This window comes from Paenibacillus sp. 11B (assembly GCF_030487755.1).
In the GTDB taxonomy this organism is placed as follows: Bacteria; Bacillota; Bacilli; order Paenibacillales; family Paenibacillaceae; genus Paenibacillus; species Paenibacillus vandeheii.
This window is the reverse complement of sequence record NZ_JAUKNS010000009.1, coordinates 91619-105701: the sequence shown is the minus strand read 5'-3', so window position 1 is coordinate 105701 and position 14083 is coordinate 91619. Positions and strand designations below refer to the sequence as shown.

Annotated in this window: 13 protein-coding genes; 9 read left to right on the top strand and 4 right to left on the bottom strand. The window is 45.1% G+C overall.

The window, feature by feature from the left end; translation table 11 throughout:
- The first annotated feature begins 28 nt into the window (after nt 1-28).
- Both Q0V21_RS29435 and Q0V21_RS29430 read left to right on the top strand, forming a co-directional pair.
- On the top strand, nt 29-2353 hold the full coding sequence (locus Q0V21_RS29435) for a sensor histidine kinase (RefSeq protein ID WP_301881902.1): 2325 nt from the start codon (nt 29-31) through the stop codon (nt 2351-2353).
- A gap of 30 nt (nt 2354-2383) precedes the next feature.
- Nucleotides 2384-3040 (top strand): response regulator transcription factor, encoded by a 657-nt coding sequence (locus Q0V21_RS29430; protein ID WP_094938118.1) that lies wholly within the window; start codon nt 2384-2386, stop codon nt 3038-3040.
- A 198-nt stretch (nt 3041-3238) separates the two neighbouring features.
- On the opposite strand, the gene Q0V21_RS29425 is transcribed toward Q0V21_RS29430, so the two are convergent.
- Nucleotides 3239-3724, bottom strand: a complete 486-nt coding sequence (locus Q0V21_RS29425) for a CcdC family protein (RefSeq protein WP_285079057.1) — start codon at nt 3722-3724, stop codon at nt 3239-3241.
- Nucleotides 3725-4268: 544 nt separating this feature from the next.
- On the opposite strand from Q0V21_RS29425, the gene Q0V21_RS29420 reads away from it, so the two are divergent.
- Nucleotides 4269-5399, top strand: a complete 1131-nt coding sequence (locus Q0V21_RS29420) for a hypothetical protein (RefSeq protein WP_301881890.1) — start codon at nt 4269-4271, stop codon at nt 5397-5399.
- Nucleotides 5400-5494: 95 nt separating this feature from the next.
- Here the strand turns inward: Q0V21_RS29420 and Q0V21_RS29415 are convergent, their stop codons facing one another.
- A complete protein-coding gene (locus Q0V21_RS29415) occupies nt 5495-6067 on the bottom strand; it encodes a TetR-like C-terminal domain-containing protein (RefSeq protein ID WP_301881887.1) in 573 nt (190 codons plus the stop codon).
- On the bottom strand, nt 6064-6789 hold the full coding sequence (locus tag Q0V21_RS29410; RefSeq protein ID WP_179132769.1) for an MBL fold metallo-hydrolase: 726 nt from the start codon (nt 6787-6789) through the stop codon (nt 6064-6066). Before Q0V21_RS29410 ends, Q0V21_RS29415 begins: the two co-directional genes overlap by 4 nt.
- Before the next feature lie 433 nt (nt 6790-7222).
- Between Q0V21_RS29410 and Q0V21_RS29405 the strand changes: the two genes are divergently transcribed.
- Together Q0V21_RS29405 and Q0V21_RS29400 are read left to right on the top strand one after the other, a co-directional pair.
- Entirely contained in the window at nt 7223-7687 is a 465-nt protein-coding gene (locus Q0V21_RS29405; protein WP_301881886.1) for an Rrf2 family transcriptional regulator, read from the top strand.
- A gap of 249 nt (nt 7688-7936) precedes the next feature.
- Nucleotides 7937-8563, top strand: a complete 627-nt coding sequence (locus Q0V21_RS29400) for a nitroreductase family protein (RefSeq protein WP_301881884.1) — start codon at nt 7937-7939, stop codon at nt 8561-8563.
- A gap of 112 nt (nt 8564-8675) precedes the next feature.
- On the opposite strand, the gene Q0V21_RS29395 is transcribed toward Q0V21_RS29400, so the two are convergent.
- Nucleotides 8676-9359, bottom strand: coding sequence for an S-layer homology domain-containing protein (locus Q0V21_RS29395; protein WP_079348757.1), 684 nt, complete (start codon nt 9357-9359; stop codon nt 8676-8678).
- Between the two features lie 396 nt (nt 9360-9755).
- On the opposite strand from Q0V21_RS29395, the gene Q0V21_RS29390 reads away from it, so the two are divergent.
- From Q0V21_RS29390 to Q0V21_RS29375, 4 genes are all read left to right on the top strand, one after another.
- Entirely contained in the window at nt 9756-10814 is a 1059-nt protein-coding gene (locus Q0V21_RS29390; protein WP_301881883.1) for a lactonase family protein, read from the top strand.
- A 583-nt stretch (nt 10815-11397) separates the two neighbouring features.
- A complete protein-coding gene (locus Q0V21_RS29385; RefSeq protein WP_079348758.1) occupies nt 11398-11997 on the top strand; it encodes a TetR/AcrR family transcriptional regulator in 600 nt (199 codons plus the stop codon).
- 98 nt (nt 11998-12095) lie between these two features.
- A complete protein-coding gene (locus tag Q0V21_RS29380) occupies nt 12096-12761 on the top strand; it encodes a hypothetical protein (protein ID WP_079348759.1) in 666 nt (221 codons plus the stop codon).
- Between the two features lie 31 nt (nt 12762-12792).
- Nucleotides 12793-13755, top strand: coding sequence for a TraB/GumN family protein (locus Q0V21_RS29375; protein WP_301881880.1), 963 nt, complete (start codon nt 12793-12795; stop codon nt 13753-13755).
- Nucleotides 13756-14083 lie beyond the last annotated feature (328 nt).

Here is a 14083-nt window from a genome sequence, read left to right as displayed (position 1 = left end):
TACATAAAATAGGTTGGAGGATTTTGAATTGAGGAAAGGGAATTGGCTAGCCGCAGTTTTGATATACATCGTCATTGTCGTATATGATATCCTCCTCGTTGTTGGGTCACCTTTAATTCATATTGAAGTTGAGACAGATGTAACAGGGTATTATAAAGTGAGCTCTGTTGGCGATGAGGGATGGGGTCGAGCTTATATGGAGCCAGGAGACGTCGTGATTGCCATCGACGGGGCTTCACCAGCGAGAAATTTCACTGTTCAACATTACGGAAGGATTGAACGAGCTGAGTCGATTACCAAAATAGGGGCAGATGGAAAGGAGCAGCTTCTGACGATCCAGAAGCTGCCTTTGCACGTATCACTACTTTCCATTAAAGGTCCACTGAGTGCGTCTGTACTTTTTCTTTTTTTCGTCGCCGTAATGGGGCGCTACCGACGGAAAGATTCATCGGCATTTCTTTTGGCGCTCTTCTTTCTGTTCACAGTTCTAGCCTATCTGGGTGGTTATACTACAGACCGATACGAACCTTTTGGACGTCTTTTTTTCTATTTATCCTTTCTAATGGTACCGATTCTATTTATTCACTTTATGAATAGCTATCTAAGAAAGTTTGAAGAACGGTTTATATCCAAACCCTGGCTTGTTCTGTTTTATATCTGCATCGTGTTCCACATAGTCATGAGGTCGATCCGTGAACTCATTGACGTGGAATTCTACTCTTATGGATCGACATTACTTATTTTATTTTTTGCGATACCCAACATTCTAATTGTCGCGAAGCTAATTCACAAGTATCGCAAACATCGCTTGGATCATTTGCATTCGTTGTTCAAATTGACGTTAATTGCACATACGCTGGCCTTTCTCCCGTTTGTCTGTCTGTACAGCCTGCCATCACTGATCAATTATCCAATTGTATCTAACGATGTGGCTGCAGCCTTCTTGTTAACATTGCCGATTATTTATATATATATGCTGACAACGAGAAGGATGTTTGATGTTGATTTTATACTAAACCGCTTTATTTATCATGCTCTTCTTGCCATAATACCTTCTGCGTTGATGGCCACGCTTGGGATGTGGATAGCCAATAGCGGAGGGCCGAACGGGATTGATGGCATCCGTATGTTTCTCTTGTTTTATTTCCTTCTGGTTATTACGCTGTTTGTCAAGGAATATATGGATCGTCGAGTGAAGAAAAAATTGGGTAGTCGTCTGGATATAAGGGACAGTTTTGAACGATTCTCTCACAATGTATCGCGTGTCATGAAACGCTCTGACCTTGAGAAAGCATTGGAGCAGGAAATAAATTCTTCGCTTCCTGTGTTAGATATGGCTTTCTTCGATTGGGATATGCATCAAACCGAAGTGCGGATTGATCAATTGAGTAAGACAGAGCGTACTGAACTGGCAAGTGAGTTACGGAAAAAAATGAATCGAATCGCTCCAGGATATCTGTTGACCATGTCTCGTGGCATTTGTCTTGTTATTGGAAAGCGTCAGGATTCTTTGTATATACTCTGGATTGACGACAAAGCAAATCATACGCGATTTAACCCGGACGAACGGAACTGGCTCAGTACGTTAGCCAATTATAGCGCTATTGTTTATGAAAATCTTTACTTAATTGAAGGGCTAATCGTGGATATGGAGACGGAAATACAAAAGCACAGTCATGCTCCATCCTGGGTGCTTCGACTAATCTTCAACTTGTCTGAGAATGAGCGACGACGCTTGGCTTCAGATCTGCATGACTCTGCCTTGCAGGATCAGATCATCTGGCTTCGGCGGTTAGAGACAGCTATTCTTGATGAAGAGATGTCTGATGGTTTGCGTAATGAACTGGAACAGATTAAGGAAGGGCTGCTTGATGTCATTCATCAGATCCGCGAGACCTGTAATGAATTGCGCCCTCCACTTTTAATGGAAATGGGACTTACTCAAGCTTTGGAACAGTTGTTTGTTGAAGCTCAGACACGCATGGATTACGTGGTAGACTTCTCGACAGAATCCGTTGATGGGCTGCTTGATGATGAACAGACGCTAGCCATCTATAGAATCACTCAGGAGCTGCTTCGAAACGCAGCCAAGCATTCGCGGGCTGCGAGAGTTGAGATTGGCATTAGATTGGAGGAGGGGGTGCTACATTATACATATCGTGACAATGGCATAGGGATGCAAGAGTCGGCGGCAGAGGACTCATTTAGTCATATGGGGATATCGGGAATAAAAGAGCGCGTCCGTAGCTTTGAGGGAAGCCTGGATTGGTACTCAGAGCCTGGAAAAGGACTATTCGCCGTAATCCGGTTGCCGATCCGTAGTCATGCAGTAACCAGAGCAGATGAAGGATAAAGTAAATGTGGGAAGAAAGGAGAGAATCCAATGATTCGTATATTGCTGGTAGATGATCACCCATCAGTAGGAGAAGGAACGAAGCTTCTGCTGGAGCAAGACCCGGAGATTCAAGTGACGGCGCTTACACTTCCCATGGAGGCGTTGGAACGATTGCAAATCGAGAACTTTGACCTATTGCTTTTTGATCTGAATATGCCTGGGATCAGTGGATTGGAGTTGACTAAACGGGTAATCTCGCTCGATCCGGAAAATCGAATATTGATCTACACCGGTTATGACATAAGTCCCAACTTCAACATCCTTATTGACTCAGGGGTGACAGGTTTTGTGAGTAAGACAGCAACCCGTGAGCAGCTTCTGACTGCAATTCGCTGTGCGATGCGTGATGAAGCAGTTATTCCGGTTCATTTGCTCCGTCAATTGCGTCGGAGTGAGATTCATTTGAGTAAACGTAAAGATCAGACCTTGAATAAGGTATCCATCACAGAGCGTGAACAAGAGATTTTGCAGGAAGTTGCAAGTGGCCGTAGTAACAAAGAAATCGCTGCAAAGCTACTCATGAGTCAACGTACGGTTGAGTACAGTCTGACCCGCGTCTTCGAGAAACTCGGCGTACGCTCCCGCTCCGAAGCGATAACAGAAGCGATGCGTATTGGGCTATTGCGTGACAATTCCATTTTATGACGAAAGGAAGATGTAGGCTCTGCTGATGTTGGTGAAAGATGGAGCGGACCATATGGATATTCGAATTCGCATGGATTTCAATTATGGGTAACTTCTGCCTTCTTCCATTTGAAAAATACGCCTAACCCACAAAAAAGACACGTTCTGCACGGTGAAGTGAAGTGCCAGAACGTGTCTTTTTCTGTTATTAGGGTGTTGCTAGGATTCGGCAGCAACAACTTCCTTGTAATGTTTGTACATATATACCCGCCAGCGCACGATCATGCCGAAGGCCAGAAGGAAGAATAATCCACCCGTTTGAGGAATGCTTACATAACGCTGAATGACTTCATGCAGGATTAGACGTATAGCCAGCAATCCAAGCAGAATGAAAGCAAAGCTCCGTGAACGTGTGGCAAAAATTTCTTCGTTAACTCGTTCAAACCGTGTACTGCGAATGAGGGGATACGAGAAGATAAACCAGCCCACCAACAGCGCAATAAGTGCCCATAGCAGCGGAACATGAGTCTCCGGTACAACAAACATGAGGAAACCTGTGCTCATCCCCAGAGGAGGAATAAGTATTTTGCGAATGGTTACCGGACGATGACTGGCTTTCATTCGAATGAAGATGGCAAGCAGGGCCATGATGAGCATACCCACGGTTGCACCGATCTGAAGGTAAAACGGACTGATTTGAGCCACGTAAAACGCCCTCTCTCTGGAATAAGATGTTATCCGGACATCCGGAACATGCTACGAATTACCGGAATTTTCTGTTCCTATTATATCACAAACGAAGAAAGCCGATAGAATGCTTAGTGTATCATTTATCCGGATTGTATAAACAGGGTTCATTTGAAAAATTTGTATTATTGTGCCCCGTGTGAAGCGGTTTATTCGAGTAAGGGCAAATCAGGAAATGAACTTACGAATGCAGCAGGATCAAGGAAATCGGCGGTTCCAAGATGGATATGCAGGTATCTGATTGAATCGGGCCTGTTATGCGGCTATACAAACACGTGAAACAGATGAAAGAGCGTGGACGTATTATATACATCCCGATCCGATCTATTGTATCAAAGTACCAGAGACATGGAGTCAGCTGCGAACCCGTGTGCTTGTTGAATGAATAGGATCGGTTCTGGCGTTTGGTGAAGTATGGGATGAAGAAGGACCATAAGAGCGGAAAGGGGTAATATGCCGATCATAGAAATACCTTGGAACAGAGCAAGGAGGAATACGCTTCATGAATAGAAATCACAGGCCGCTCACGGTATGGGCATTGGCTTCCCTCACCGTAGTATCAGTGGTCCTGGTTATCCCCTGGATTTTGTGGCAGTCACAGGCTCCGATACCGCTTAATATCATGATTGTCGATAAAGGTAAACCGGACTTCGCCTATGCGGGGCATAAGGGACTGGTATGGATTCTGAATCAGCAAAAGATTGTCCAACAGACAGGGGAGCATTATCGGTATGAAGAAGACTACTACGGAAATCATATACAAGATGGGATCTCTCGTAGTGAGCGGACATTACCGGATGAGGTAACCGACACGGACTTGATTTACCTGACGGCGAATCTAAATATTTCATCGACAGATCCGAATGAACGGATACAAGGCAAAGCATATGAGGGCCTTACGATATACGATGCGCACAAAATTAACGAAGCTGCAACCAAAGGTGTAACGGTTGTGGTCGAATATAGCGCCTTGTCGAACGCTGCTTCAAACATGACAAGAGAGCAATTGTATCCGATTCTGGGAATGAGAAGCAGCGGATGGCAGGGAAAATCCGTATTGGATCTGCAAAGCACAGATGAAGTGCCCCAGAAGGTACGGATGAACTATGAGCTTCGGGAGAAGAAGAATTGGTTGTTTCAAGGTGCGGGCATTGTACTGATTCATGAGGACGGACGGGTGATTGTACTGAAGCAAGGCCGGGATGTAAAGACGGGTAATATAAAACTTGCCTTCACACAGGAAGGGAAGAAATGGAGTGGCATTACCAGGGACATCCATTACAGCGAATGGTTTGACATCGTCGTGCCTGAACAACAGGCTTCTGTACTGGCATGGTATAAGACGGATCTGACGGAGAATGGTCAGCAGAAACTAATGGACGCAGGTATCCCGGCGGAATTCGCTGCTCTTATTCGGCATGAGGGCTACAACCGGACTTATTATATGGCAGGGTCATTCGGAGAGCTGGAACATTACTCATTCTGGCGCCGTATCAAGGGATGGGATGTCGTGAAAACGAAGCTTACACCCGATCAAGAGGGTGTTCCGGATCGTTTTTACTGGAAAGTATACGTTCCCGTAATGAAGAAGATTTTGCAGGAAATCCAAACAGGGCGAGTACCCTGGCGATAGAGTAACCGTTCCTTCGGTAGCGGGACGGTAGGATACATAAGGAGGGCTGCAGATGATCTGCAGCCCTCTTCCCATTTGGAATCAAGATATATATATCAGGTTGTATGAAGATGTTGCAATCCATTCAGGAAAGCAGTCACGGTCAGCTGTAGGCTCTCATCCGGGTCGAAGCTCATGCCGAAGCCGCCCTTCTCACCCATGGAGGCGAAGCCATGGCAAAGACTGCGTAAACCGCGAACGGCATGCAGCGCTTCCGCTTCACTTAGCGGATAGGGCTGCAACAAACGCAGCAGCAGATCCAGGGCAGCTGTGCTGGCGACAACGAGCTGCGGTTCCTTACGGTCCGGCGCATGGAAGAAGGCTTCGTACAGCCCTGGATGCTTGCGGACGAAGCCGATATACGCGGCAGCGACCTCCTGAATGGCTTCATCGCCCGAACGGCCAGCGGAAGCCTCGGTTAACGCACGGCTGAGCTGCTGGGCGGACATCAACGCCAATTCCTGGCGAAGCCCGGGAAGACCGTTGATGTGGTTGTAGAGCGACGGGGAGCGCACATCCAGCCGCTGGGCCAGAGCGGCCAGTGTCAGCGAGTGGAATCCGTCGCTGTCGGCAAGCTGGGCGGCGGCGCTTAACAAAGCGCCGCGATCCAGCCCTTGGCGGGGGCTCACAGGCGCCCCCCGGCAGGGCGCAGCCGCTGCTCCGCGTCTGCCGTAGCTGCGCGCATGGCCGCGGCGGGCTGACGCAGCATTCGTCCGTGCCCTACAGCGAGCACGGACGGTTCCAGCTCAGCCAGACGCTTGGCGCTGGCAAGAGCAAGTTCTCGGTTCCACGTCGCCAGCGCGGGGAACGGAAAGAGCGGGCGCAGGCGGCCGGATACGGCGAGGCCGCCGTGCAGCTGGTATGCGTCGCCAGCGATGATCACGCGGCTGCGCGTATCCATGAAGGCCATGTGGCCTGGCGTATGGCCTGGGGTAGCAATGGCGACCAGGGAGCCGATCCGGTCGCCGTCATCGAGCAAGCGGTCCGGCCGGGTGCGGATCGCTTTGGGCACACTGCCGCGTACTGGTGTCTGTGGTTCGCCGGGAAGCAGGGAAGCATCTCCGGCCAGCAGCGGGGCATCTCTTCTGGAGATGCAGACCTCGGCTTTAGGCAACGCATCCTTAAGACCATCCAGTGCACCAACATGGTCGCCATGGGCGTGAGTCAGAATGATTCTGGTAATCGGTTTGCCTAGGGATTGTGCGGTAGCCAGAATCCCCTTGAGACTGAATGGCATTCCGGCATCGATAAGGGTAAACCCGTCTTCTTCTTCAACGAGATATACGTTCACAGGGAAAAGACGCGGAAGGAATGAAACTTGGACAACATCATGCTCACGTGTAATTCGCATCATTGAATCCTCCTTAAAACTAATGTTGTTAGTAATATAACTAATGTCATTAGTTTTTGCAATACCCATGTTGATTTGCTTAAAAAATAGGATATTTTCAGAACCGAAGCCACTTTACAAAAAAAGCGTTTTCAAAATAGGAATAACCGATTATAATAATCTCGTAAGCCCTTTCATATGTCTATCTTATTGGAGCCTTTCGCGAAGCGATCGGCTCACTTTTTTTGTTCTGTTGCCCAAAACACATATAGAACTCAACCATTTCAATTAACCTATGAAAGGCCTGTATATACTGGAATGACAGGGGAATTCAGGCTTTCGAACCCCTTGGCTGAGAGTATTGACAAACATAACTGTTATTCCTATAATGACAGTTATACTTACCTGGATTGAATTTTCATCGGTGAAGGATAGGCCGGGAAGGGAGTAAGTAATGAACAGTGAATTTACCATTGCTGTGCACTGTCTGGTCTTTTTGTCCATGAAGGATGAGTGTATGGCCAATAGTGAAGATTTGTCCCAAAGTGTTGGTACGCACCCAGCCAGGGTACGCAAGGTACTTAGTGTTCTGCGGAAGCACGGATACCTGACAACCAAGGAAGGTGCCCATGGTGGATATCTGCTCAGCCGTCCGAGTGAAGAAATCAAGCTTGGAGACTTGTACAGGCTGGTAGCAGGTGGATCACTTGGACCCAGCTGGTGTTCGGGAGAATCCGGCTCCACATGCGTCGTTTCTTCCAATATGCAGGATGTGATGGGAAGCATCTACGATGGAGGAGAAGTAGCGCTAAGCGCTTATTTTGACCGCATATCTATTGAGGATGTGAAGCATCGTATCGGTAATGGGAAAGAATGTTCCTTGTCCATGGAACCCTTGTCAATGAAGGATAGTTCATGACAGATTTGATCATTACCAGCTCTTCATGATCTAGACCTGCACGGATGTTACCAAACATGTTGGAGAGGCTATATAAGGGCGTTTGCTCCGGTTGTATGATCCGAAGATGTTTCAGGCGATTCCGGGCATAACGTGAACACAGATGGAAGCGATCGTCTGCGCTGATGTTATTTTCGGAAGGTGAGTACTCGGTAGAGTTTGCCCTTGCGAACGTAAAAAAATAAAAAAAGAACTTGGGGAGTGGAACGCATGTCCAGCATTGAAAACAATGAAACACTTCGCGTGATTAATGAACGTCACGCTGTCAAAAAGTACGAAAGTGGTTTTGTTATGCCTGAAGCAGATCTGAATGCTATCCTGACTGCTGCTTCCGAAGCACCATCATCATGGAACCTGCAACACTGGAAATTCCTCGTGATCGAATCCGAAGCGGACAAAGCCAAGCTGCTGCCAATCGCTTACGGTCAAAGTCAAGTCACAGACAGCTCCGTTACTATTGCTGTACTCGGAGATCTGGAAGCTAACCGCAACGCCGTGATTTATGATCAGGCTGTTGAAGCAGGTGCGATCCCGGCTGAAGTTCGTGACGCATTGGTTGGACAGATCAACGGTGCTTACCAAAATCCGCAAATCGCCCGTGACGAAGCGATTCGCAATGCATCTTTTGCTTCACAGAACATTATGCTTGCTGCACGTTCCCTGGGATATGATACTTGCCCAATGGGTGGTTACAACCCGCAACAATTGATCGAAACATTCAACATCCCTGCGCGTTATTTGCCAACGTTGTTGATTACTGTAGGTAAAGCTGCAGTACCAGCTCGTCTGGCAGGTCGTTTCCCGCTGTCCGAAGTTGTTGTAAAAGGTTCTTTCTAAGACTGATCTTGGATCAGTTGTCGTTATAGATATAACGGAACAGCCGCATGTCCCCTTTAGAGGGAACGTGCGGCTGTTTGGTATTTTAAAAAATAAAAAAAACAATGGGGCATTATTTCTCTGGTGTTTCAGGGATTTTTGGTGCATTGAAATCTTCCATATACTCAATCGCGTTATACATCATAACCGCAGCTTCGGCGCGGGTAATCGTTTCCTTTGGATTAAAGTTGCCGTCTGCATCAAGGGTGTTAATCTTCAAGACAAGGGAGCGTTGGACAGCGCCTTGATATTCTGGAGTAAGCTCTTTTTCGTCCGTGATATCTACAGGTTTGATGTTAATCATCGGCAGGCCGCCTTTGGCTTCAATGCCCTGCATCAAGAAAAGGGTATATTGTTCACGGGTCAACGCTTTGGAAGGATCGATATCGTTTGACATCTTAATGCCATTGAACTGGGCACGGATAAAAGCATCACTGTACCATACGCCATCTTTTACGTTGGAGAAATAGTCACTGGGCAGTGGCTGCTTAATAAAACGAATCGTGTCCAAATTCAGATGCAGACCATCTGCAATGAGCTGTATGCCCTGAGCCGTGTTTAGTTCCTGTTCCGGTTTGAACAAGCTGTCACTCACTCCTTTGATTAAGCCATCCTGATGCAGGGATTCAATCTTGTCCGCGCCTGCAATACCTTGAATATCAGTGAATTCTGCTTGAGCTGCATGAATCGGACCCGCGCTCAGAGAAAGGGTGAGTAAAGCTCCGGCGGTTAACGTAGCCAACATATTTTTTTTCATATCAGGTTCGCCTCACTTTTCCGGGATTATCCCTTTGTATAAAAGCTATTTGCCCCTATAGACGACCCTATTCGTCAAAAGGTTGCTGCAATTTTCCAATTGAATTTTAATATGAAATGGATCGTTACTACTCCGTTCAACCGTTTCTGCGGTAATGAATCAGGCAATACATTGAGTTTTTGCATACTTGATTTCGTTGGGACATTCGCCATGCGGTGGAGCTCTTGTAAGGTTTCATACTTTGTATTATGGTGAGGGAGGATACCCACTGAAGCAAGGCGACATGAATTGGGTAAATACATAATAGTGGAATTAAACATACGGTTTACAGTTTCGTGTAACGGCATGTGATTATAGAGCAAGATCAACCATTTGAATGAATAGGGAGAGAATGAAATGATGGAAACGACAGCAACCAATGAAGTTTTGTTCTATACAGGTACTTATGCATCAGCGGATCAACCGGGGATTTTTCTATGTGCGTTGAATAAGGATACAGGCGAGATGCGGATTGTAAATCATATGGACGGGGTGGACAATCCGTCATATCTTGCTTTATGCCCGGATGGGACTTGTCTATATGTTGCAAGCGAAACGGACGAGGGCGAGGTGCTCGTCTATCGGCGGGATGCCGCAACGAGTGAACTGCATTTGATGGATCGCAAGTTGACGAAGGGCGCTTCGCCTTGTTATGTATCTGTGACGCAGGACGGCAAATGGGTGCTGACTTCGAACTACAGCAGTGGCAGTGTGAATGTATTCCCGGTGGGGGATCAAGGCACGCTTGGGGAGATGAGCGCGCTGGTTGAACATACGGGAAGAGGGCAGAATGATGACCGTCAGGAAGGCCCGCATGCCCACTCCATTCAGCCAGATCCTTCAGGACAGTATGCTATTGTATGTGATCTTGGTCTGGATCAGATCATTGTGTACCGTAACGAAGAAGGCCGTCTGGTTACACACCGGGAGATGAATCAGCTTCCAGGCTCCGGACCGAGACATCTGGTCTTCCACCCAAACTCGAAATGGGCATATGTGGTCAATGAATTGAGCAATACCGTTACAGCGTTCATGTATGATGAGCGTAGAGGAGAGTTCACTACGCTGCAGCATATCTCCACACTGCCTGAAGGTCATAGTGGAGAAGGTACGTCGGCGGACATCCGCGTGTCCCCTTGTGGGCGTTTCCTGTATGCTTCCAACCGTGGGGATGACAGTATTGTGCTGTTTCACATTGATCAGGAATCCGGTGAGCTGGAGGCTGTTGAATGGACCTCCACCATTGGACAGACTCCGCGTAACTTCAACCTGCTGCCTGACGGTATTCTGCTGGTGGCCAATCAGGACAGCAACAACCTTGTTGCTTTTCAGATCAATGGCGAAGATGGACGTCTGACTCATAACGGGTTCAAGCTGGAGCTGCCGCGTCCAGTATGTATTGCGCCAGTGGTTTAAGATTTTGTTGTGAGACATGGTGAAATAATAGTAGCACATTGCATCTGAAAAGCTGTGAGATCATGTATAAATGCATGGTTTTGCAGCTTTATTTATATTTTTAAAAAATATCTTGAAAATAGTGGCAATTATCACGATAAAATTGTTATTAGATCTTTTGTTCGCTGAAAGAAAAATAGACATCATTACGGAAAGATGTTTATTCTCACCTGAAAGCCTCGAATCCGTCACTTTCCATTGTTAGAGAAGAATCAGAACTTGCCCAAATACCGCAGCGCATCATCAGAACCATAGATCGAGAGACTTGATATTATCTTGCTCTCCAGATCGATGATACCAATTCGGGCATCCTCTGCATTTCAAAATGTCCGTTTGGCGTGCTGAAGAGGCGGTCATTGAAATAGAACTCCATCGTGTACACTATCCTTTTTTGTGAGCATACACATATACGACAACCGAGAAGGTTGCCTTGGGCATGTTTTTATCCATCCTTGACAGGAGGGGAAGTAAACATTATCATAATAACTGATTAACCGATCAATATAAAAAACATTCAGTCAATTCCATGAAGGTAGATGAAAAGATGAAAAACAAGCAATATTTAATAGCCGATGCCCGCAGAGAACAAATCATTCATGCTGCGATTGAGGTTCTCACAGAGATTGGATATTTTAGCACCAGCCTATCCAAAATAGCAAAAAGGGCTAATACGAGTACGGGACTCATCTCGTATCATTTTTCTGGCAAGGAAGATTTGATGAACAATACATTGCTCTATTTGGTTGAACAAGAGAAAGCTTTTATGATCGAGAGAGTAGAAAAAAAATCATCCAATCTGGAAAAATTGATGGCCTATATAGAAGCGGGAATCACCTATCGCGCTATAAAACGTGGGAACACCACGGCACTATTGGAAATCGTGTTTAATGTTCGCACACCAGATAATGTTCCTTATTTTCGGTTAGAAATCAATCCTGAAGATGAATTAAACGTCCTGTTAGAAGAGATTCTTCACGAAGGTCAACAAGCGAAAGAATTTCAAGATTTTGATCCCAAAGTCATTGCCATGATGATCAGAGGGGCTGTTTCTCTATCGATGTCCCTGCCCCAAAACGAGAGTATATTGAGCTTTAAAGATTACACAGAAAAGGTAACAAAGAACGTTTTAAAAATGATTCAATAAACCAAGAGAGTAGTAAATTTTTTTAATTTAAATTTGATTGATTGATCAGTATTTAAAATGTCTATTCAATATAAGAGTAAAGGAGGTAAGTTCATTCCATGTTTCATTTCATTCGTCAACGTAAACATCGTAAGAAATTGAAAAAAGTGAAAGCAGGCGATGGTCATCTTTTGAAAAAGTACCGGTTTTGGAGTATATTTACTCACTCCTTATTTCACATCGAAATAACTAATCATAGTAGTAGGAACACCACCTCATATGCCATAAAATCCAAATATTTTGCAGAAGAGCCCCGCGTTGATTTATACCGCGAAAATAAACATATTGCCTATTCTAAGCTTCCAGCAGCTTTTCCAGTCGAGAATGGCGTGATCGAAATAACAAACAATTCGACCGGGATTAATGGTATTCATTATGTTAGTGCTAGCGAGGACACCTTTTCCCTATCTCCAGATAGACGTTCGATACGAGGTTTTCGAATGTGGGTGCATCGACGATTTCCTATCCTCAGCGCATTCATTGGCATGATCGCGATTATGATCTTGTTAATATCAACCGCTTTAACCATTCCTCAATTTTTGGAAAACATCTCTGCTATTCCATGGGTTTCAGAAAATATAGGTGCATTTGAATCGCCGATCCAACTGTCCATTTGGACTTATTTTACGATTGGTATTGCCGCTGCAATAGCAGGAACAGAACGGGCTCTAATGCTCAAAAACCATTGGTTAATTGATATCGAAAGCACGCATTTGGATCAATAATAATGAAAATGAAGAAAGGGTGAACGTTACGATGATGAAACGACTCATGTCGATATACTTGTTGATCGTAATACTTGTAATAGCAGGGTGTACGGGCCCCAATAATGAGATGATCGAGAGTGAAGGGGCTAATGGACAAGATAATGAACAGCAAATAAGTGAAACGGCTCTTGATTATGAGGGAGATGGGGGATTTCTGTGGAAGGTGGTTCACGGCGAAACGATCATGTATGTGCATGGAACGATTCATTTGGGCCATCAAGACTTTTATCCTCTTGCTTCGGGAATTGAAGAAGCTTATGAGGACGCAGATGTCATTCTTCCAGAGATCAATATGTTTAAAGTGGATTTGAATGAAGAAGAAATAAACGAGATGGCATTATTTGAGGATGATACCACGCTGGATGACGTGTTATCGGAGGTGTCTTATGCCAAGCTTTCAGAAATATTTGAAGCGCACGAAATGACTTTAGCTGATTACAATCACTTCCAGCCTTGGTTTTTGGGAACTTTATTAAACCAAATTAGTAATGAAGAAAGTGAACTAGCGCCAGAGTATGGGGTTGATCTGTATTTTCTTCAACGTGCTTTAGAAGACAATAAAGAAATTGTTGAGTTAGAAACTATTGAGATGCAATATGAAGTGCTAGCTGGTTTTAATATGGAAACCCAAGTACAAATGTTAGAAGGTTCTATAGCAGATCATGAGGAGACAGCGAGTTTTTTAAACCAGTTGGGATATAATTGGGTTCATGGGAATGACGATGCTTTTAAGAATCAGTTAACTGAAGGTTTTGAAGATATTGATGAAAAGTATCAACAGGCAATCAATGATACTCGGAATTTTCATATGGCCAATAAGCTTGATGAAATTTTACAAACGGATGATGGACAGACTTATTTTGTCATCATCGGTGCTGCTCATGTTATGATTGAACCAAGTGTTCCAGGTGAGCTTGAAAAAAAGGGATATGAACTTGAGCGGATTTATTAACCTATCCCTTGTGGCGACAAGACCACTCCATTTATTTATTATTAATCAGCAGGAAGAACATTATTTAACGAATCAGAAGTATAGACTTATGAGTTTATTATGCATTATAATGTTTGACTTGGGATTAGTTATGATCGAAGAAGAAGATATTATAAAGTCGAAGGAAAAATCCTTCGACTTTTTTTATGTACTAATCATTTAATTACTAAATTAGACCTATGGATGGAATTATATGATTAATTTAAAATAATTTATTAAAGCGCTTACATATAAGACGGCGCTACCAAGGGCATCGGGCTTACCAATTCGATTGGGGAGGCAATGGCTT